The 19691-nt window shown below is 73.1% G+C and carries 15 protein-coding genes and 1 pseudogene; 3 read left to right on the top strand and 13 right to left on the bottom strand.

The features are described from left to right. Nucleotides 1-57: 57 nt before the first annotated feature. The 4 genes from der to J1792_RS10870 all read right to left on the bottom strand — a co-directional run bounded on the left by der (nucleotide 58) and on the right by J1792_RS10870 (nucleotide 4112). On the bottom strand, nucleotides 58-1518 hold the full coding sequence (gene der / locus J1792_RS10885; protein ID WP_086570767.1) for a ribosome biogenesis GTPase Der: 1461 nt from the start codon (nucleotides 1516-1518) through the stop codon (nucleotides 58-60). A 63-nt stretch (nucleotides 1519-1581) separates the two neighbouring features. Then, entirely contained in the window at nucleotides 1582-2169 is a 588-nt protein-coding gene (locus J1792_RS10880; RefSeq protein WP_086570783.1) for a lysophospholipid acyltransferase family protein, read from the bottom strand. A gap of 44 nt (nucleotides 2170-2213) precedes the next feature. Then, nucleotides 2214-2927 (bottom strand): (d)CMP kinase, encoded by a 714-nt coding sequence (cmk, locus tag J1792_RS10875; protein ID WP_207247167.1) that lies wholly within the window; start codon nucleotides 2925-2927, stop codon nucleotides 2214-2216. A gap of 99 nt (nucleotides 2928-3026) precedes the next feature. After that, the gene (locus J1792_RS10870; protein WP_086570771.1) at nucleotides 3027-4112 is read right to left on the bottom strand and encodes a prephenate dehydrogenase; all 1086 of its coding nucleotides are present in this window, start codon (nucleotides 4110-4112) and stop codon (nucleotides 3027-3029) included. Between the two features lie 32 nt (nucleotides 4113-4144). On the opposite strand from J1792_RS10870, the gene J1792_RS10865 reads away from it, so the two are divergent. Beyond that, nucleotides 4145-4507 (top strand): DUF952 domain-containing protein, encoded by a 363-nt coding sequence (locus tag J1792_RS10865; protein WP_086570773.1) that lies wholly within the window; start codon nucleotides 4145-4147, stop codon nucleotides 4505-4507. Between the two features lie 43 nt (nucleotides 4508-4550). Here the strand turns inward: J1792_RS10865 and J1792_RS10860 are convergent, their stop codons facing one another. The 9 genes from J1792_RS10860 to pyrG all read right to left on the bottom strand — a co-directional run bounded on the left by J1792_RS10860 (nucleotide 4551) and on the right by pyrG (nucleotide 15545). Then, nucleotides 4551-5876, bottom strand: coding sequence for a pseudouridine synthase (locus tag J1792_RS10860; protein WP_207247166.1), 1326 nt, complete (start codon nucleotides 5874-5876; stop codon nucleotides 4551-4553). Continuing rightward, complete coding sequence (gene scpB / locus J1792_RS10855) at nucleotides 5876-6544, bottom strand: SMC-Scp complex subunit ScpB (protein WP_207247762.1); 669 nt, start codon at nucleotides 6542-6544, stop codon at nucleotides 5876-5878. Before scpB ends, J1792_RS10860 begins: the two co-directional genes overlap by 1 nt. Nucleotides 6545-6555: 11 nt before the next feature. Then, entirely contained in the window at nucleotides 6556-7497 is a 942-nt protein-coding gene (locus tag J1792_RS10850) for a segregation and condensation protein A (protein WP_207247165.1), read from the bottom strand. An 80-nt stretch (nucleotides 7498-7577) separates the two neighbouring features. Further along, the gene (locus J1792_RS10845; RefSeq protein ID WP_179198905.1) at nucleotides 7578-8120 is read right to left on the bottom strand and encodes a hypothetical protein; all 543 of its coding nucleotides are present in this window, start codon (nucleotides 8118-8120) and stop codon (nucleotides 7578-7580) included. Continuing rightward, the gene (locus J1792_RS10840; RefSeq protein WP_086570322.1) at nucleotides 8105-9232 is read right to left on the bottom strand and encodes a ParA family protein; all 1128 of its coding nucleotides are present in this window, start codon (nucleotides 9230-9232) and stop codon (nucleotides 8105-8107) included. Before J1792_RS10840 ends, J1792_RS10845 begins: the two co-directional genes overlap by 16 nt. A 332-nt stretch (nucleotides 9233-9564) precedes the next feature. Further along, the gene (ald, locus tag J1792_RS10835) at nucleotides 9565-10680 is read right to left on the bottom strand and encodes an alanine dehydrogenase (protein WP_086570328.1); all 1116 of its coding nucleotides are present in this window, start codon (nucleotides 10678-10680) and stop codon (nucleotides 9565-9567) included. Nucleotides 10681-10874: 194 nt separating this feature from the next. After that, nucleotides 10875-12914 (bottom strand): tetratricopeptide repeat protein, encoded by a 2040-nt coding sequence (locus J1792_RS10830; protein ID WP_207247164.1) that lies wholly within the window; start codon nucleotides 12912-12914, stop codon nucleotides 10875-10877. A gap of 273 nt (nucleotides 12915-13187) precedes the next feature. Beyond that, nucleotides 13188-13817: an NUDIX domain-containing protein gene (locus J1792_RS10825; protein WP_086575470.1), complete on the bottom strand. Its 630-nt coding sequence runs from the start codon at nucleotides 13815-13817 to the stop codon at nucleotides 13188-13190. A gap of 75 nt (nucleotides 13818-13892) precedes the next feature. Further along, nucleotides 13893-15545 (bottom strand): CTP synthase, encoded by a 1653-nt coding sequence (gene pyrG, locus J1792_RS10820; protein WP_242645874.1) that lies wholly within the window; start codon nucleotides 15543-15545, stop codon nucleotides 13893-13895. Between the two features lie 442 nt (nucleotides 15546-15987). On the opposite strand from pyrG, the gene J1792_RS10815 reads away from it, so the two are divergent. After that, nucleotides 15988-17790: a glycoside hydrolase family 15 protein gene (locus J1792_RS10815; RefSeq protein WP_086575373.1), complete on the top strand. Its 1803-nt coding sequence runs from the start codon at nucleotides 15988-15990 to the stop codon at nucleotides 17788-17790. A gap of 45 nt (nucleotides 17791-17835) precedes the next feature. Further along, nucleotides 17836-19465, top strand: a pseudogene (locus J1792_RS10810) (PucR family transcriptional regulator). Nucleotides 19466-19691 lie beyond the last annotated feature (226 nt).

Raw genomic sequence — 19691 nt, 5'->3', positions numbered from 1 at the left:
GGCCCGGGGCGGACCGGCGGGCCGTGGCCGGCCGGTGACCGCCGTCGGCGGTCTCCGTTACTTCTTGCGGCCGCGCTTCTCGCGGACCCGCACCGAGATGTGGATCGGCGTGCCCTCGAAGCCGAACTCCTCACGCAGCCGGCGCTCGATGAAGCGGCGGTAGCCCGCCTCGATGAAGCCCGAGGCGAAGAGCACGAAGCGCGGCGGCTTGGTGCCCGCCTGGGTGCCGAAGAGGATGCGGGGCTGCTTGCCACCACGGATCGGGTGCGGGTGGGCGGCCACCAGCTCGCCGAGGAAGGCGTTCAGCCGTCCGGTCGGCACCCGGGTCTCCCAGCCCGCCAGCGCCGTCTCGATCGCCGGGACCAGCTTCTCCATGTGCCGGCCCGTCTGCGCCGAGACGTTGACCCGGGGGGCCCAGGCGATCTGCTGGAGCTCGGTCTCGATCTCGCGCTCGAGGTAGTAGCGGCGCTCCTCGTCGAGCGTGTCCCACTTGTTGTACGCGATGACGATGGCGCGCCCGGCCTCGACGGCCATGGTGATGATGCGCTGGTCCTGGACCGAGATGGACTCGCTCGCGTCGATGAGGATGACCGCGAGCTCGGCCTTCTCCACCGCGGCGGCGGTGCGCAGGGAGGCGTAGTAGTCCGCGCCCTCCTGGAGGTGGACGCGCTTGCGGATGCCCGCGGTGTCCACGAACTTCCAGGTGGTGCCGCCGAGCTCGATCAGCTCGTCGACCGGGTCGCGGGTGGTGCCGGCCAGCTCGTTGACGACGACCCGCTCCTCCCCCGCGACCTTGTTCAGCAGGGAGGACTTGCCGACGTTGGGCCGGCCGATCAGGGCGATGCGGCGCGGGCCGCCGAGGGCGGCGCCGAAGGTCTGGGCGGGGGCCTCGGGCAGCGCCTTGAGGACCTCGTCCAGCATGTCGCCGGTGCCGCGGCCGTGCAGCGCGGAGACCGGCATCGGCTCGCCCAGGCCCAGCGACCACAGCATGGCGGCGTCGGCCTCGGCGGAGGGGCCGTCGACCTTGTTGGCGCACAGCACGACAGGCTTGCCCGCCCGGCGCAGCAGCTTGACGACGGCCTCGTCGGTGTCGGTGGCGCCGACGGTGGCGTCCACCACGAAGACCACGGCGTCGGCGGCCTCGATGGCGTACTCGGCCTGGGCGGCGACCGAGGCGTCGATGCCGAGGACGTCCTGCTCCCAGCCGCCGGTGTCGACGACCTTGAAGCGGCGGCCGGCCCACTCGGCCTCGTAGGTGACGCGGTCACGGGTCACGCCCGGACGGTCCTCGACGACGGCCTCGCGGCGGCCGATGATGCGGTTCACCAGCGTCGACTTGCCGACGTTGGGGCGGCCGACGACGGCGAGGACGGGCAGCGGGCCGTGACCGGCCTCGCCGAGCGCGCCCTCGACCTCCTCGGCGTCGAAGCCCTCCTGCGCCGCGAGCTCCATGAACTCCGCGTACTCGGCGTCGCCAAGCTCACCGTGCTCGTCGCCGGAGTGGATCTGGTCGTTCATGAAGTCGTTTCCTCGTTCTTCGTCATCGGCGGACCCTTACGGCCCGCTACTGAAAAGTCTCGTTCAGCGGCCGGTCAGCCGCTTGGCGTCCGCCAGGTGCGCGGCCAGGTGCTCCTGGATCCGCACGGTCGCCTCGTCCAGCGCCTTGCGCGTACGGCGGCCGCTGCCGTCGCCGGCCTCGAAGGGGTCGCCGAAGACCACGTCGACGCCGCTGCGCAGCGGCGGCAGACCCTTTATGACACGTCCCGCGCGGTCGGCGCTCCCCAATACCGCCACCGGCACGATCGGGGCCCCCGACCGTACGGCGAAGTAGGCCAGGCCCGAGCGCAGCGAGGCGAAGTCGCCCTCGCCCCGGGTGCCCTCGGGGAAGATGCCCAGCACGCCGCCGTCCTCGAGGGCCTTCAGCGCGCCCGTGATCGCGGTGCGGTCGGCGCCCGCGCGGTCCACCTCGAGCTGGCCGATCCCGCGCAGGAAACGGCCGAGCGGACCCACGAACACCTCCTTCTTGATCAGGAAGTGCACGGGCCGGGGCGCGGTGCCCATCACCATCGGGCCGTCGATGTTGTGGGTGTGGTTGACGGCCAGGATGCAGGGCCCCGCGGCGGGCACCCGCCAGGCGCCCAGCACACGCGGCTTCCACAGCCCGTACATCAGGCCGATGCCGATCCGCCGCCCGACGACGGCACCGGATGCGGTCACGCCGACCGCTTCTCTTCCACGAGCGTGACCACGCACTCGATGACCTGCTCCAGGGTCAGCTCGGTGGTGTCCACCTCGACGGCGTCGGCGGCCTTGGCCAGCGGGGAGGTCTTGCGGCCGGAGTCGGCGGCGTCCCGCTTGACGAGCGCGGCCTGGGTGGCGGCCAGGTCGGCGGCCTCCTTGCCCTTGAGCTCGCCGCTGCGGCGGGCGGCACGGGCCTCCGGGGAGGCGGTGAGGTAGATCTTGACGTCGGCGTCCGGCAGGACGGTGGTGCCGACGTCGCGGCCCTCGACGACGATGCCCTCCGGGGCACCGGCGGCGATGGCCCGCTGCAGCTCGGTCAGCCGGGTGCGCACCTCGGGCACGGCGCTGACCGCGCTCACGGCGGCGGTGACCTGCTGGGTGCGGATCGGCCCGGAGGCGTCCGCGCCGTCGACCGCGATGGTCGGGGCGGACGGGTCCGTGCCGGAGACGATCTCGGGCTTGCCCGCGGCGTCGGCCACGGCGGCGGCGTCGTCGACGTCGATGCCGTTGCTCAGCATCCACCAGGTGATCGCCCGGTACTGGGCGCCGGTGTCGAGGTAGCGCATGCCGAGCTTGGCGGCGACGGCCTTGGAGGTGCTGGACTTCCCCGTGCCGGAGGGGCCGTCGATGCCGACGATGACAGCTGCCGGGGCGGTCCGGGCGGCGGTTTCCACGGTGTCAGACACCTTCCTTGTGCACGGGGCGGAGAAATAGCGATCCATATCAGGCTCACACAAGGTTACTGTCTCGCCGGACCGCCCCGGACCGGCGGGCGCGCGGCCGCCCTACTGCCGCACCGCCCAGCCCCGGTCGCGCAGGGCCGCCGTGAGACCGGTCACCGCGGTGGGCTCGACCATCAGCTGGATCAGGCCCGCCTGCTGGCCGGTGGCGTGCTCGATGCGGACGTCCTCGATGTTGACGCCCGCCCGGCCGGCGTCGGCGAAGATCCGGGCCAGCTCGCCCGGCTGGTCGCCGATGAGGACGGTCACCGTCTCGTACGCCGCCGGGGCGGCGCCGTGCTTGCCCGGCACGCGGGAGCGGCCCGTGTTGCCGCGGCGCAGCACGTCCTCGATGCCGGCCGCGCCGCCCAGCCGCTGCTCCTCGTCCGAGGACTCCAGGGCGCGCAGGGCGGTGACGGTCTCGTCGAGGTCGGCGGCGATGCCGGCGAGGACGTCGGCGACGGGCCCGGGGTTGGCGGAGAGGATGTCGATCCACATGCGCGGGTCGGAGGCGGCGATCCGGGTCACGTCGCGGATGCCCTGGCCGCACAGGCGTACGGCCGTCTCGTCGGCGTCCTGCAGGCGGGCGGCGACGAGGCTGGAGACCAGCTGCGGGGTGTGCGAGACGAGCGCCACGGCCCGGTCGTGGGCGTCGGCGTCCATGACGACGGGGACGGCGCGGCACAGGGCGACGAGCTCGAGGGCGAGGTTGAGGACCTCGGTGTCCGTCTCGCGGGTCGGGGTGAGCACCCACGGCCGGCCCTCGAAGAGGTCGGCGGTGGCCGCCATGGGGCCGGAGCGCTCGCGCCCGGCCATCGGGTGGGTGCCCAGGTAGCCGGTGAGGTCGCAGCCCATCGCCTCGAGCTCGCGGCGGGGGCCGCCCTTGACGCTGGCGACGTCCAGATAGGCGCGGGCGATCCCGCCCCTGATGGCCTCGGCGAGCGTGTCGGCGACGTGCGCGGGCGGTACGGCGACGACGGCGAGGTCCACGCGTCCCTCGGGCGCCTGGTCCGTGCCGGCGCCGCGCGCGGCGGCCGTACGGGCCTGGGCGGGGTCGTGGTCGACGAGGTGCACCCGGACGCCGCGGCCGGCGAGGGCGAGGGCGGCGGACGTGCCGATCAGTCCGGTTCCGATCACAAGGGCGGTTCTCACGGCGCCCAGCCTAGTCGGGGTAGAACGTTCCCATGATCTTTCATGTGGTCCCCCTGGACGACTGGCTGGCCGTGCCCGACCGTCCCTACTCCCCCGCGTCCCTCGGCGAGGAGGGCTTCGTCCACTGCTCACCCGACGAGGCGACCACCCTGGCGGTGGCGACGGCGTACTACCGCGACGTGCCGGGCCCGCTGATGGTCCTGCTGATCGACGAGCACAAGCTCGACGTGATGGTCCGCTGGGAGGCCGCGGACCCGGCCCCGCCGCCGGGGGTGGCCCCCGGAACCCTCTTCCCGCACGTCTTCGGGCGCATCACCCGCGACGCGGTCGAGGGAATGATGGAGATCCAGCGGGACGAGGAGGGCCGGGCGACGGGCCTGGCCCTGTGGTCGTAGCGGGCCGTCTCCCGGGGCCGGAGCGCCCCGGGAGAAGGGCCTGCTAGAGCTCCACCTCGCGCATCAGCATGCCGACCTCGGTGTTCGTCAGGCGGCGCAGCCAGCCCGACTTCTGGTCACCGAGCGGGATCGGGCCGAAGCCGGTGCGGACCAGCTTCTCGACCGGGAAGCCGGCCTCGGCGAGCATGCGGCGCACGATGTGCTTGCGGCCCTCGTGGAGGGTCACCTCGACGAGGTAGTTCTTTCCGGTCTGCTGGATGACCCGGAAGTTGTCGGCGCGGGCCCAGCCGTCCTCCAGCTGGATGCCGCTCTTGAGCTGCTTGCCGATGTCGCGCGGCAGCGGGCCCGTGATGGCCGCCAGGTACGTCTTCTGCACGCCGTACTTGGGGTGCGTGAGGCGATGGGCCAGCTCGCCGTGGTTGGTGAGCAGGATGATGCCCTCGGTCTCCGTGTCGAGACGGCCGACGTGGAAGAGCCGGGTGTCGCGGTTGGTGACGTAGTCGCCGAGGCACTGGCGGCCGTCGGGGTCCTCCATGGTGGAGACGACACCGGCCGGCTTGTTCAGCGCGAAGAAGAGGTACGACTGGGTGGCGACCGTCAGGCCGTCGACCTTGATCTCGTCCTTCTCCGGGTCCACGCGCAGGCCCTGCTCGGTGACGATCTCACCGTTGACCTCGACGCGCGACATCTCGATCAGCTCTTCGCAGGCGCGCCGCGAGCCCATGCCGGCCCGGGCCAGCACCTTCTGCAGACGCTCGCCCTCCTGCTCGGCGCCGGGGAAGGTCTTGGGGGTCTTCACCTGCGGCTTGTTGTGCCGCTCCCGGTTGCGCTCCTCGATCTTGGCGTCGAGCTCGCGCGGGCGGGCCGGGGCATAGCCGTGGCCACGGGCGGGGCCGCTGCTGCGGCCGCCGGCACCGGCGGTCGAGCTCTTGCGGGGGCCGCCCTTGGCGCCGCCGCGGGCCGCCGCACCGCGACCGCTCGTGGGACCGCTCTGGCGGCCGCTGGTGGCACCGCCCCGGGTGCGCTCGGCGTCCGGGCCCACGTCGTAGCGGCGCTCTTCGGGGCGCGGACGGCGCGGGCGCTCCTGCTGCCGGTCGTCACGGCGGTCGTCCCGGCGGTCGTCACGCCGGTCCCCGGCGCGACCGCCCTCGGAGCGGCCACCGCCGTAGCCGCTGCCACCGGAGCGACCGCCGCCGTAGCTCCCGCCACCGGAGCGATCGCCACCGGAGCGGCCGCCGCTCTCGGGGCGCCCGCCGCCGGAACGACCGCCACCCGCGCGCCCGCCCCCGGACCCCGGACGGGGAGACCCTGCCCGGCCGCCCCGGTCGTCCCGGTTGCCGCTTCCGCTGTTCCTGCCGCTGCTTCGCATCAAAGTTCCGTCTTGTCGTCTGCGTCGGTGTCCGGTGCGTCCGGATCGAACGACGGCACACCTTCCTGAGTGTCGCCCTCGATCGCTTCCGCCTCGGGGAGGAAGGGGGCGAGCTCCGGGAGCTCGTCCAGGCCGCGCAGGCCCATGCGCTCCAGAAAGTAATTCGTCGTCCTGTACAGGATCGCACCTGTTTCGGGTTCCGTCCCCGCCTCCTCCACCAGACCGCGCTGGAGGAGGGTGCGCATGACGCCGTCGCAGTTCACTCCGCGGACGGCCGAGACCCGCGAACGGCTGACCGGCTGACGGTACGCGACCACGGCCAGGGTCTCCAGCGCGGCCTGGGTGAGGCGGGTCTGCTGCCCGTCGAGGACGAAGGCCTCCACGGCGTCGGCGTACTCGGCGCGGGTGAAGAACCGCCAGCCCCCGGCCACCTGCCGCAGGTCGAAGCCCCGGCCCTGGACGGTGTAGTCGTCGGACAGCTCGCGCAGGGCGGCGGCGACGTCGCGGCGGGACCGCCCGAGGACCCCGGCGAGGTGCTCCTCGGTGGCGGGCTCGTCGACGACCATGAGCACGGCCTCCAGGGCCGGCTTGAGGGCGAGCAGGGTCACCGCCGCCGCCCCCGCGGGCGCCGGCCCGTCCGGTGGCGTCTCCTGGCTCGCGTCCGTCATCAGGTCCTCGCTCACGCCGTCCCCTCCTCGGGCTCGGTCTCCGGCTCACGGTCGAACTCGTCGGTCACCAGCGGGGCGGCGTCCGTCGCGCCCGTCCAGCGGACCATCAGGGCCCCCAGCGCCTCGCCCTGGTCCAGAACCACCACGCGCTCGCGGTAGAGCTCCAGAAGGGCCAGGAAGCGCGCCACGACGGTCAGGGTGTCCGGGGCGTCCTCGACGAGCCGGGCGAAGTCCGTCTCGCCCTCCGCGCGCAGCCGGGCGACGACGACCTCCGCCTGTTCGCGGACGCTGACCAGCGGCGCGTGGATGTGGTCGACGTAGACCTGCGGCGCGGGCCTGGGCCGCATCGCCTTGGCGGCCAGCTCCGCCAGGCGCTCGGGGCCGATGCCGAGGACGACCTCGGGCAGCAGCTCGGCGTGGTGCGGCTCCAGGCCGACCGTGCGGGGCCGGCGGCGGTCCTCGGCGGCCATCCGGTCGCTGAAGATCTCCGCGATGCGCTTGTACGCCCGGTACTGCAGCAGCCGTGCGAACAGCAGGTCGCGGGCCTCCAGCAGGGCGAGGTCCGCCTCGTCCTCGACCTCGGCGGCGGGCAGCAGCCGGGCGGCCTTGAGGTCGAGGAGGGTGGCGGCGACGACGAGGAACTCGGTGGTCTGGTCCAGGTCGAAGTCCGGCCCCATCGCCCGGATGTGCGCCATGAACTCGTCGGTGACCTTGGACAGGGCGACCTCGGTGACGTCCAGCTTGTGCTTGGCGATCAGCTGCAGCAGGAGATCGAACGGTCCTTCGAAGTTGTCCAGCCGGACCGTGAACCGCCCGTCACCGGCCCCGGTCTCCCCCGGCTCACTCCCCGCGGTCCCGTCCCGCGGCTCCGGCTCCCGCTCCGGCGGGGGCGGCGGCCCGTCCGGGCCGTGGCCCAGGGCACGGCGGACCGGGGTGGCGGGGACTGCGGGCATCGGGTTTCCAGGGTGCGGGTGCGGAAGGGGCCGTACGGGCCGAAGCGGCGTACGGCAGGAGGCTAGCGCGGCCGGGCCGCTCAGCGGCCGCGCAGGCGCCGTACGAGGATGCTCGCGTCGCCGCGCTGCTCGAGGTCGGCCAGGACGACGGCGACGGCCTCCCGGACGATCCGGCCCCGGTCCACCGCGAGCCCGTGCTCGCCGCGCAGCACCAGCCGGGCGTGCTCGAGGTCCATGAGCTCCTCGGCGGAGACATAGACGGTGATCTTCTCGTCGTGCCGCTCACGGCCGCTGGGCCGCCGTCCGGCGCCGCGGCCGCGCCGCTTGCCCGTGGCGGGCTCGGAGGCCGTACGGGCGGCCGTGGTGGCGCGGTCGCGCTCCGGCGGGGCGGGGCGCCGCTCGCCGTCCTGCTCCGGGCCGGCCGGGGCGGGGGCCGCCGGGGCGCGCCCGTCCCGCTCGGTCGTCTTGCCCGGCCGCTCGCCGTCGGGCGCGTCGCCCGGCTGCGGCACCCTCGCCGGCGTCTCGCCGTTCGCCTTCCGGCGGGGGGAGGAGGACTGCAGTCCCATGCCGCCGGTGGTGCGGAACAGTTCGTCGGCGCCGGGCAGACTCACTCGGCGTGACACCGGGCGAGCACCTCCCTGGCCAGCTGACGGTAGGCGGCGGCGCCGACGGAGTTGGACGCGTACGTGGTGATCGGCTCGCCCGCGACCGTGGTCTCGGGGAAGCGGACCGTACGGCCGATGACCGTGTGGTAGACGTGATCGTCGAACGCCTCGACCACGCGCGCGAGCACCTCGCGGCTGTGCACGGTGCGCGAGTCGTACATCGTGGCGAGGATGCCGTCGAGCTCGAGCTCGGGGTTGAGCCGCTCCTGGACCTTCTCGATGGTCTCGGTGAGCAGGGCCACGCCGCGCAGCGCGAAGAACTCGCATTCCAGCGGCACGATCACCTTGTGAGCGGCCGTCAGGGCGTTGACGGTGAGCAGGCCGAGCGAGGGCTGGCAGTCGATGACGATGTAGTCGTAGTCGGCCATCAGGGGCTTCAGGGCCCGCTGGAGGGTCGACTCGCGGGCCACCTCGCTGACGAGCTGGACCTCGGCCGCTGACAAATCGATATTGCTGGGCAGCAGGTCCATGTTCGGCACGGCCGTCTTCAGCAGCACCTCGTCGGCCGACATGCCCCGCTCCATGAGCAGGTTGTAGACCGTCAGGTCCAGCTCCATCGGGTTGACTCCGAGCCCGACGGACAGCGCGCCCTGGGGGTCGAAGTCGACGAGCAGCACCCGGCGGCCGTACTCCGCGAGGGCCGCGCCCAGGTTGATGGTCGAGGTGGTCTTGCCGACCCCGCCCTTCTGGTTGCACATCGCGATGATCTTCGCCGGGCCGTGGTCGGCCAGCGGTCCGGGGATCGGGAAGTACGGCAGGGGACGCCCGGTGGGGCCGATGCGCTCGCGGCGCTGGCGGGCGGCGTCGGGCGCGAGGGTCGCCGCGTACTCGGGGTCGGGCTCGTACTCCGCGTCGGGGTCGTAGAAGTGACCGTCCGGCACTTCCTCGTACTCGGCGAGACGGGTGGATTCCGCCCCACCCCGGTTGCCGGCCATGGCGTTCACGTGTTGACCGTCCATGCTCTGGTGGGCTGTCGTCATGCTCTGGATGTTCTGGTGGGCTGCGAAGGTGTGGACAGCGACGGAGCCGACAGCTTGGAGTCCCACGGGACTCTGGCCCAGCGCAGGCATTCCTGGGTGACCACCCCCGGGAGCAAATGTCGACTCATTCACAAGTCGTCCTACCTCCTTGGTGACCAGGAAACATCTAGATAGGTCAGCGTGGCACCATGCCGACGGTTGGCGACTCTATGGCGTGTCGGCGGTCCGCAGCAACACAATCCGCCGGAGACGGCACGATGTGTCGGCAATCGAACAGGCTTCTGTCAAGGGTGTACGGCCCCTAACCCGGAAGAATCACGGTCGGGCGAAACCATGGCGAAACACCCCGGCCGGGCCTTGCTCGACAAGGCCCGGCCGGGTATGTGCTGTTCTTTCGTCGACTGCCGACGGCGTGCGCCGACTCAGCCGAGGAGGGTGCTCAGTTCGACGTGCGGCAGGCCGTGCGCCTCGGCGACGGGGCCGTAAACGACCTGACCCTCATGGGTGTTGAGACCCTTGGCCAGCGCGGCGTCGCGACGCAGCGCCTCCTGCCAGCCACGGTTGGCCAGCTCCACGATGTAGGGCATCGTGGCGTTGGTCAGCGCGTAGGTGGAGGTGTTCGGCACCGCGCCCGGCATGTTGGCGACGCAGTAGAAGACGGAGTCGTGGACCTGGAAGGTCGGCTCCGCGTGGGTGGTGGGACGGGAGTCCTCGAAGCAGCCGCCCTGGTCGATCGCAATGTCGACAAGTACACTTCCGGGCTTCATCTTGGCGACGAGCTCGTTGGTGACCAGCTTGGGGGCCTTGGCGCCCGGGATCAGGACGGCGCCGATGACCAGGTCGGCCTCGACGACGGCCTTCTCCAGCTCGTAGGCGTTGGAGACGATCGTCTGCACCTTGGTGCCGAAGACCTTGTCGGCCTCGCGGAGCTTGTTGATGTCACGGTCGAGCAGGGTGACGTGGAAGCCCATACCGACGGCGATCTGCGCGGCGTTCCAGCCGGAGACGCCACCGCCGATGACGACGGCCTTGCCCGCGTGGGTGCCCGGGACGCCGCCCGGCAGCACGCCGCGGCCGCCGGCCGAGCGCATCAGGTGGTAGGCGCCGACCTGCGGGGCCAGCCGGCCCGCGACCTCGGACATCGGGGCGAGCAGAGGCAGCGCGCGGTTGGCGAGCTCCACGGTCTCGTACGCGATGGCGGTGGTGCCGGACTGCAGCAGGGCGTCCGTGCACTCGCGGGAGGCGGCCAGGTGCAGGTAGGTGAAGAGGGTCTGGCCCTTGCGGAGGCGGTGGTACTCCTCCGCGATCGGCTCCTTGACCTTCAGCAGCAGGTCGGCCGTGGCCCAGACGTCGTCAGCGGTGTCCAGGATGGCGGCACCGGCGCCGACGTACTCGGCGTCGGTGATGGAGGAGCCGAGACCGGCTCCCTTCTCCACGAAGACCTGGTGGCCGTTGCGCACGAGCTCCAGCACCCCGGCGGGGGTGATGGCCACGCGGAATTCGTTGTTCTTGACCTCGCGGGGGATGCCGACCTTCACGTCGATCACGGTCCTTGTTCAGAGAATGACAGGCTATTCCTGATATGCCCGGGCACACCAGTGCAGACCGCGTCGATCGCGGCGTTGCCAGTCTAATGAAGGATCCCCCGCTGTCTAGCCTTGCAATGCACCAATCTTTGAGCGTTACGCCATCTGTTTCTTAGGTCCACGATCGGTTACCCTGCGTTGCACCGTCAGGGTGACACGCCGTCCTGCGACGGGGTGCGACCCGCCCGGTCCAGCAGCTGCTCGGCCGCCTGACGCTGCGCTCCCGCCCCCGGGACGTCGCCCGCCCGCTCGAGCACGTCCGCCAGCCGCAGCCGCAGCGCGGCCTCCAGCCGGGCGTCGCCCGCCTGCTGCGCGCACTCCACCGCCTCCTGGTACGTGCGCAGCGCCTCCCTCGGCCGCCCCGCGTGCTCCAGCACCCGGGCCACCTCGCCCAGCGCCCGCGCGTGCCCGGGCACGTCCCGCAGCCGGCGGCACGCCGCGGCCGCCGCCCGCCAGTCGCGCAGCGCCTCCGTCAACTGGCCCGCGTACGCGTGCACCGCGCCCAGCCGCCCGTACAGCCGCGCCTCGTCGGCGAGCTCCCCACGGGTCAGCCGCAGCTCCAGACCGCGCCGGTACCAGTCGGCGGCCCGCTGCCAGTCCCCCAGCTCCTGATGCGCGGCGCCCACCGACTCCAGCGCCCGGCTGACGGCGTAGGGATCGCCCGCCTCCCGCGCCGAGTCCAGCGCCTGGCGGTAGCGCTCGAGGGCCTCCGCGGTGCGCCCGGCCCGGGCGTCCAGGTCACCGAGGTTGAGCAGCGCCGCGGCCTTCTCCAGCGGCATCTCGCAACGCCGGGCCACATCGAGGACGAGCTGGTGCAGCCCGTAGAGCTCGGGGGCCGCGGCCTCCGGGCCCAGATGGGCCGTCAGCGCCCGGGTCAGCGCGGAGACCAGCCGCCGCGCCAGGGTGTCGAGCCGGCCGTCCTCCACCGCCAGCCGGGCCGCGGCAAGCAGGGCGGGCAGCCGGGCCAGCAGCCACTCCTCGGCCGCGCGCGCCGAGGGGAAGCGCAGCGGCCTGGGCAGCTGCTCGATCCTGCGGCGGACCGCCGGGTCGTCGCGCTCGGTCACCGCGCGGCAGGAGTACAGCTGCCGCACCGTCCGCTCCAGCATCCTGGCCCGCGCCAGCTCCGTCTCGGCCGGCCGCTCCTGCGCCTGCAGCAGCGCCGTGAAGATGGGCGCCAGGCAGCCGGGCACGCGGTACTGCGCGGGCAGCACGCCGCCCTCGCCCTCCGGGGCCTCCAGCCGCAGCAGGCCGCGGGCCGTCAGGTCCTCCAGCACGGACTGGGCGGTGGTCAGCGAGCAGCCCGCCAGCGCGGAGGCCACATGCGCGTCGGCCAGCCCGGCCGGGGCCAGCGCCAGCAGGTGCAGGGTGCGCGCGGCGGTGGGCGACAGGGCCTCGTACGCCAGCGAGAACGCCCGCGCCAGCGGCCGGGCCGCGCTCTCGGGCCGCCCGGCCGGCGGCGGCTCCCGCAGCCGCTTGGCCGCGTCCACCACCGACATCTTCGAGTGGGCGGCCAGCCAGCCGCCGACGAGCACCAGCGCGGCCGGCTGGCCGCCGCACTCCTCGACGACGGCACCGGCGGCCACCGGGTCGCAGGTGATCCGCGTCGGGCCCGCGTACCACTCGAGCAGGTCGACGGCGGCCGCCTTGTCCAGGCCGCCGAGCGCGCACGGGCGGACGTCCGGCACCCCGGTCAGCGGTCCCCGGGAGACGGCGACGACCAGGCACTCCGGCTCGTCCGGCAGCAGCGGGTCCACCTGCTCGGCGCCCGCCGCGTCGTCCAGCAGCAGCAGCGCCCGCTTGCCGTTCAGCGCGGCCCGCAGCGCGGCGGTCAGCTCGTCCTCCTCGGCCCCGGCCGGCACGGGCGCGCCGAGGGCGGCGAGCAGGGCGCGGGCGGTGCGCTCGGTGGGCACGGGGGAGCCGTCGGCACCCGTGAGGCGGGCGCGCAGTACTCCGTCCGGGTACTCCCTGGTGAGCTGGCCGGCCAGCCGCTCGGCCAGCGCGGTGCGGCCGGATCCGGGCCGGCCGGCGATGAGCAGGACCCGGCCGCGCGGCTGTTTACGGCCGGAGAGGGTGTCCAGGCCCGCCCGGATGATGTCGGCGCGCAGCTCCTTGAGCTCGCGCTGCCGGCCGACGAACGGACGGTCCGCCGACGCCGGTGCGGCGGCGGCCGTCTGACGGGGGCTCATTCCGGGGCGGGGGCGGGCAGCCGCCGCTCGGGCGGGGCCCCCGCCGGTCCGCCGGTCTCCACCGTCCGCTCCGCCACGGGCCCACTCCCGTTCCACCTGCACGTGCGAGCCCGCCGCGGCCGCGGCGGGAACATATCGAGCCTAGTTCACCGCCCGCCGGACTCCGGGTAACGCCGACCCGCCATGCTGAAGATCACCTCTTCGGGTTGACCGATGGTCGGACCACGGCACCCGTCCGGGGCACCCCGCGGCGGCCGCGGGGCGCCCCGTCCCTCACGCCTCGAAGGGGCGGGCCGGCCAGGGGGCGTCGGCCGGGCGCAGCGCGTCCAGGCCGTCCCCCGCCATCGCGGCCATGACCGAAAGCACGCCGACGACCAGGCAGTTGTTGTGGAGCTCGCCCTTGAGGATGCCGCGCCCCAGCAGCGCCAGCGGAACCCTCGCCAGCTCCATGTCCAGCTCCTCGTCCTCGACCTCGAAGCGCTCGCCCTCGACGTCGGAGATGCCGCGCGCCAGGAAGATGCGCACGGCCTCGTCACAGCCGCCCGGGGTGGTGTAGACGTCGGTCAGCACCCGCCAGTCCTCGGCCTTGACGTGCGCCTCCTCGTAGAGCTCGCGCTGCGCGGCGCGCAGCGGGTTCTCGCCGGGGACGTCCAGCAGGCCCGCGGGGATCTCCCACAGCCGCTGCCGCACGGGGTGGCGGTACTGGCTCAGGACCAGCACCCGGTCCTGGTCGTCGAGGGCGAGGACGGCCACGGAACCGGGGTGGACCTGGTAGTCACGGGTGACGGTGGTGCCGTCGGGCATGACCACCTCGTCCGTGCGCACGCTGGTCTTGTTGCCCCGGAACGGCGTGGCGCTCGCCTTGACCCGCCACTCGGCGGGGGTGTCCGTGAAGCTGCCCATCTGCGTCCTCCAGAAATACGAAACCGGGGTGAGCGCCTCCGTAGCGGAGGCCCTCACCCCGGTCAACCGTACAGATCAGCCCTGCTGACGCTCCACGGCGGCCTTGACCAGACCCGCGAAGAGCGGGTGCGGGCGGGTCGGGCGGGAGCGCAGCTCGGGGTGCGCCTGGGTCGCCACCAGGTAGGGGTGGACGTCGCGCGGGTACTCGACGTACTCGACCAGCTTGTTGTCCGGGGAGGTACCGGAGAAGAGGATGCCCGCCTTCTTCTCCAGCTCGCCGCGGTAGGAGTTGTTCACCTCGTAGCGGTGACGGTGACGCTCCTCCACGTAGGGCTGGTCGCCGTAGACCTCACGGACGATGGAGCCCTCGGCGAGCTTGGCCGGGTACATGCCCAGGCGCATCGTGCCGCCCATGTCGCCCTCACCGGCGACGATGTCCATCTGCTCGGCCATCGTGGAGATCACCGGGTGGGCGGTGGCGGGGTCGAACTCGGTGGAGTTGGCGCCCTCGATGCCGGCCAGGTTGCGGGCGGCCTCGATGACCACGCACTGCAGGCCCAGGCACAGGCCCAGCAGCGGGACCTTGTTCTCGCGGGCGTAGGTGATCGCGCCGACCTTGCCGTTGACGCCACGGTCGCCGAAACCGCCCGGGATGCAGATCGCGTCCACGTCGGCCAGCTGCTTCTGGGCGCCCGTCGGGGTCTTGCAGTCGTCGGAGGCGACCCACTTGACCTTGACCTTGGCGCGGTTGGCGAAGCCGCCGGCGCGGATGGCCTCGGTCACCGACAGGTAGGCGTCGGGCAGGTCGATGTACTTGCCGACCAGCGCGACCGTGACCTCGTGCGAGGGGTTGTGGACGCGGTCCAGCAGGTCCTCCCACTGGGTCCAGTTCACGTCGCGGAAGGGCAGGTCGAGCTTGCGCACCACGTAGGCGTCCAGGCCCTCGGTGTGCAGGACCTTGGGGATGTCGTAGATCGAGGGAGCGTCGATCGCGGCGACCACGGCGGCCTCGTCCACGTCGCACATCAGCGAGATCTTGCGCTTGATGGCGGTGGGGACGTCACGGTCGGCGCGCAGCACGATCGCGTCGGGCTGGATGCCGATGTTGCGCAGGGCGGCGACCGAGTGCTGGGTGGGCTTGGTCTTCAGCTCGCCGGAGGGGCCGATGTAGGGCAGCAGCGAGATGTGCACGACGAAGACGTTGTCCCGGCCGACCTCGTGGCGGACCTGGCGCACGGTCTCCAGGAACGGCAGCGACTCGATGTCGCCCACCGTGCCGCCGACCTCGGTGATCACGACGTCGACGTCGTCGGTCGCCATCCGGCGGATGCGGTGCTTGATCTCGTTGGTGATGTGCGGGATGACCTGCACGGTGTCGCCCAGGTACTCGCCGCGGCGCTCCTTGGCGATCACCGTGGAGTACACCTGGCCGGTGGTGACGTTCGCCGAGCCGTCGAGGTCGACGTCGAGGAAGCGCTCGTAGTGACCGATGTCCAGGTCGGTCTCGGCGCCGTCGTTGGTGACGAACACCTCGCCGTGCTGGAACGGGTTCATCGTGCCCGGGTCGACGTTCAGGTACGGGTCGAGCTTCTGCATCGTCACCCGCAGGCCCCGGGCCTTGAGCAGCGCGCCCAGGCTGGAGGCGGTCAGCCCCTTGCCGAGCGAGGAGGCGACACCCCCGGTGACGAAGATGTGCTTGGTCGTCGTGGGCTTTGCGGCAATGGCCAAAGGGGGGCTCCCGTGGTCGCGAGTGAGGGTGCGTTCCGGCGATCACCCGGTTGTTTTCGGGGGTGCCGTCGCTGCGGTTGGGGGGTCTTGCGCCCACCGGTCCACGGGGTACCAGGGTATCAGCGACCGGGCCCGGGCGCTTCCGGTGACGCGGCGCGACGCCCCCACCGACCCTGCGTCACGGGCGGTCGTCACAGGCCACCCATTCGGCACAAGTTCCCCGGCCAACCGTCGCGCGTCTGCCAACTGGGCGTCGTATCCTGCTCGGACACACGCAGCGAGCCGGCCGGCACGGCACCACGCCCTCCCCCAGCTACCTCTGGGAAGGGCCACTCCGGAACAGAGCTCGTCGAAGATCGCTTGACCAGCAAAGGGCCCCGCAGGGCCCTGGATGCCGTTCGACCCCTGAAGGGGTCCTGGATGCCGTTCGACTGGAGATGACGTGGCCGGGCGTATCGAGGATTACGCACTCATCGGCGATATGCAGACCGCTGCCCTGGTCTGCCGGGACGGCACGGCCGACTGGCTGTGCCTGCCCCGATTCGATTCCCACGCGGCGTTCGCGGGCCTGCTCGGCACGGAGGAACACGGCTTCTGGCGGATCGGCCCGGCGCACCCCTCGGGAGCGGCGCCACCGCACGCGGACCGCCGCCGCTACCGCGGCGACTCCCTGGTGCTCGAATCCGAATGGGACACCCCCCGCGGCACCGTCCGCATCATCGACTTCATGCCCCCGCGCGACGGGGCACCCCAGCTGATCCGGATCGTCGAGGGCGTCAGCGGCCGGGTGCCCATGCGCTCCGCCCTGCGCATGCGCTTCTCCTACGGGCGGGTCGTCCCCTGGGTGCACAAGGTGGGCGACCGCACCGTCGCCGTCGCCGGCCCCGACTCGGTCTGGCTCGACACCACCGCCGACACCTTCGGCAAGGACCTCACCACCTACTCCGACTTCACCGTCTCCCCCGGCGAGCGCGTCGCCTTCACCATCAGCTGGCAGCCCTCGCACGGCGAGCCGCCCGCACTGCCCGACCCCGAGGGCTCCCTGGAGGCCACCGAGGAGTTCTGGCGGGAGTGGGTCGGCCACTGCACGTACCACGGCCCCTACCGGGACGCCGTCATCCGCTCGCTGATCACCCTCAAGGCCCTCACCTACGCCCCCACCGGCGGCATCGTCGCCGCACCCACCACCTCCCTGCCCGAGGAGATCGGCGGCGTCCGCAACTGGGACTACCGCTACACCTGGCTGCGCGACGCCGCCATCACCCTCTCCTCCCTGCTGCGCACCGGCTACCGCGAGGAGGCCCGCGCCTGGCGCGAATGGCTGCTGCGCGCCGTCGCCGGCGACCCCGAGAACCTGCAGATCATGTACGGCATCGCCGGCGAGCGCGAGCTCGGCGAGGCCGAGCTGCCCTGGCTGCCCGGATACGAGAACTCCACCCCCGTCCGCGTCGGCAACGGCGCCGCCGGCCAGCTCCAGCTCGACGTCTACGGCGAGATGATCGAGGCCCTCCACCTCGCCCACATGACCGGCCTCGCCCGCAACGACTACGCCTCCGTGCTGCAGCTGCGCCTCATCGGCTACCTCGAGGACCACTGGAACGAGCCCGACGAGGGCATCTGGGAGGTACGCGGCCCGCGCCGCCACTTCGTCCACTCCAAGGTCATGGCCTGGGTCGCCGTCGACCGCACCATCAAGCTCATCGAGTCCGGCGACGTCGACGGCCCCCTCGAGCGCTGGCGCGAGCTGCGCGACGACATCCACCGGGACGTCTGCGAGAAGGGCTACGACAAGGAGCGCAACACCTTCACCCAGTCCTACGGCTCCAAGGAACTCGACGCCTCCCTCCTGCTCATCCCGCAGATGGGCTTCCTGCCGCCCGACGACAAGCGCGTCATCGGCACCATCGAGGCCATCCAGCGCGAGCTGTCCACCCCCGACGGCTTCGTCCTGCGCTACCCCACCGCCGGCACCGCCGCGGGCGTCGACGGGCTCGAGGGCGACGAGGGCGCCTTCCTCGCCTGCTCCTTCTGGCTCGCCGACGACCTGGCCATGATCGGCCGCGTCGACGAGGCCCGCCAGCTCTTCGAGAAGCTGCTCGGCCTGCGCAACGACCTCGGACTGCTCGCCGAGGAATGGGACTCCCGCCTCCAGCGGCAGGTCGGCAACTTCCCTCAGGCCTTCAGCCACGTGCCGCTCATCGACACCGCGCTGCGGCTCGCCGCCTCCAGCGCCTTCGGCGGCTGACCGCCGCGCCGGGGGGCGGCACGCCGCCCTGTTAGGTTCCCCGCCATGGAACAAGGCACGATCACCGTGGCGGAAGCCCTGGCGCTGCCCGCCCTGCGGCGCGGTCTCCCCGAGGTGCTCGTCGGCGGCGACGCGCTGCGTCGTCCCCTGCGCTGGGTCCACGCCGGCGAGGCACCCAACATCGCCGCCCTCCTCAAGGGCGGCGAACTGCTTCTCACCACCGGCCTGGGCCTCGGCAGCCGGCCCGCCGAACAGCGCGCCTTCGTCCGCGGCCTCGCCGACCGCGGCATCGCCGCCCTCGTCGTCGAACTCGGCGCGCGCTTCACCACCCTCCCCGCCGCCGTCGTCGACACCGCGCGCTCCTGCGCCCTGCCCCTGGTGCAGCTGCACCGGGAGGTGCCGTTCGTGGCCGTCACCGAGGAGATCCACACCGAGCTCGTCAACGCCCACTACGCCCTGCTCCGCCGCGCCGAGGACGTGCACCGGCGCTGCACCGAGGTGCTCCTGGGCGGGGGCGGCGTACCCGAGCTGCTACGGCTCTTCGCCGACTTCGCCGGCAACCCCGTCTTCCTCGAGACCCCCGACGGCCGCCTGCTCTACGCCGCCGGACCTCCCACCCCTCCCGCCGAACCCGGCTCCGCCGACCCACTGCAGGTCTGGGCCGGGCTGCGCGCCTCCGCCGCGGGGCTGCCGGGGAGCGTCATCGCCGACATTCCCGGCGGGCCGGCGGGCTCGGGGGGCTCGAGGGGCGGTACGGACGCGGTGCGGGCCCGGCTCGTCGTGCTGCCCGTGCACGGGGCGCCGGCGCCCGTCCACCGGATCGCCGCCGACCGGGCGGCCGGGCTCCTGGCCGTCGTCCTGATGCGGGCCCGGCAGGAGGAGGAACTGGCCGCCCGCGGCCGCGGCGACTTCCTCACCGACCTCGCCGAGGGCCGGCTGGACGCGGCGGACGCCGCGGCCCAGGCCCGGGTCCTGGGCTTCCGGCCGGGCCCTGGACCACTGCTCCCCGTGGTGACGCGGACCGCCGACGACCTCGTCCCCGCCGAGAGCTGGGCCGTGCTGGCGGCTTCCCTCCAGGAGGAGCTGGCCGGCGTCGGCGCCCCGGTCCTGCTCGGCGTCCGGCTGCCCGAGGGGCGCGTACCGCTGCTGGTCGGGCTGCGCGCCGAGAAGGACCGGCCCGCCGTGGCCGACCGGGTGGCGGCGGCGCTGCGGGCGGGGGCCGAGCGGGCGGGCTTCCGGCCGCCGGTGGTGGTCGTGGGCGCGCCGGCCACGTGGGAGACGGCGGGGCCGGGCTGCGGTACGCGGCGGGGGCCGCGGAGGCTGCGGAGGCTGTGGAGGCGGGGGTACGCCCTGGTACGACGTGCGGCGGCTGGACGTGGACGTACTGCTGTGGCGGCTGCGCTCGCACGGGGACCTGGCGGCGTTCGTCCAGCGGGTGATCGGGCCGCTGCTGGCCCACGACGCGGCCTCGCGGCCGGCGCTGCTGCCGACGCTCGAGGCCTACCGCGCCCACGCGGGCCGCAAGGCGGAGACGGCGCGGGAGCTGCACCTGAACCGGCAGACGCTGTACGACCGGCTGGGGCGGATCGGGCGGCTGCTCGGCACGGACCTGGAGGACCCGGAGGCGGTGCTGGCGCTGGGGCTGGCGTTGCGGGCTCGGCGGCATGTGGGGTGACGGGTGTTCGTGCGGGTGCGTTGTGGGGCGGGGCCGGGGTGGGATGGGCCGGGCCCTTACGGGACTGGATTATTTACGGCCCGGAGCCCTCTGGCGTGATGGTCGGCCCGTACGTGGGCCGCAAATAACCCTGACGTCCCTCTCAGGGCCCGGCCCATCCCACCCCGGCCCCTCCGGCCGGATCTCCGCCTACCTGTTTGTGGGCAGTCGTTCCGCTGGGGCGGAA

The sequence above is a fragment of the Streptomyces triculaminicus genome, assembly GCF_017349075.1.
GTDB lineage: Bacteria > Actinomycetota > Actinomycetes > Streptomycetales > Streptomycetaceae > Streptomyces > Streptomyces triculaminicus.
This window is presented reverse-complemented; position numbering and strand designations above follow the sequence as displayed.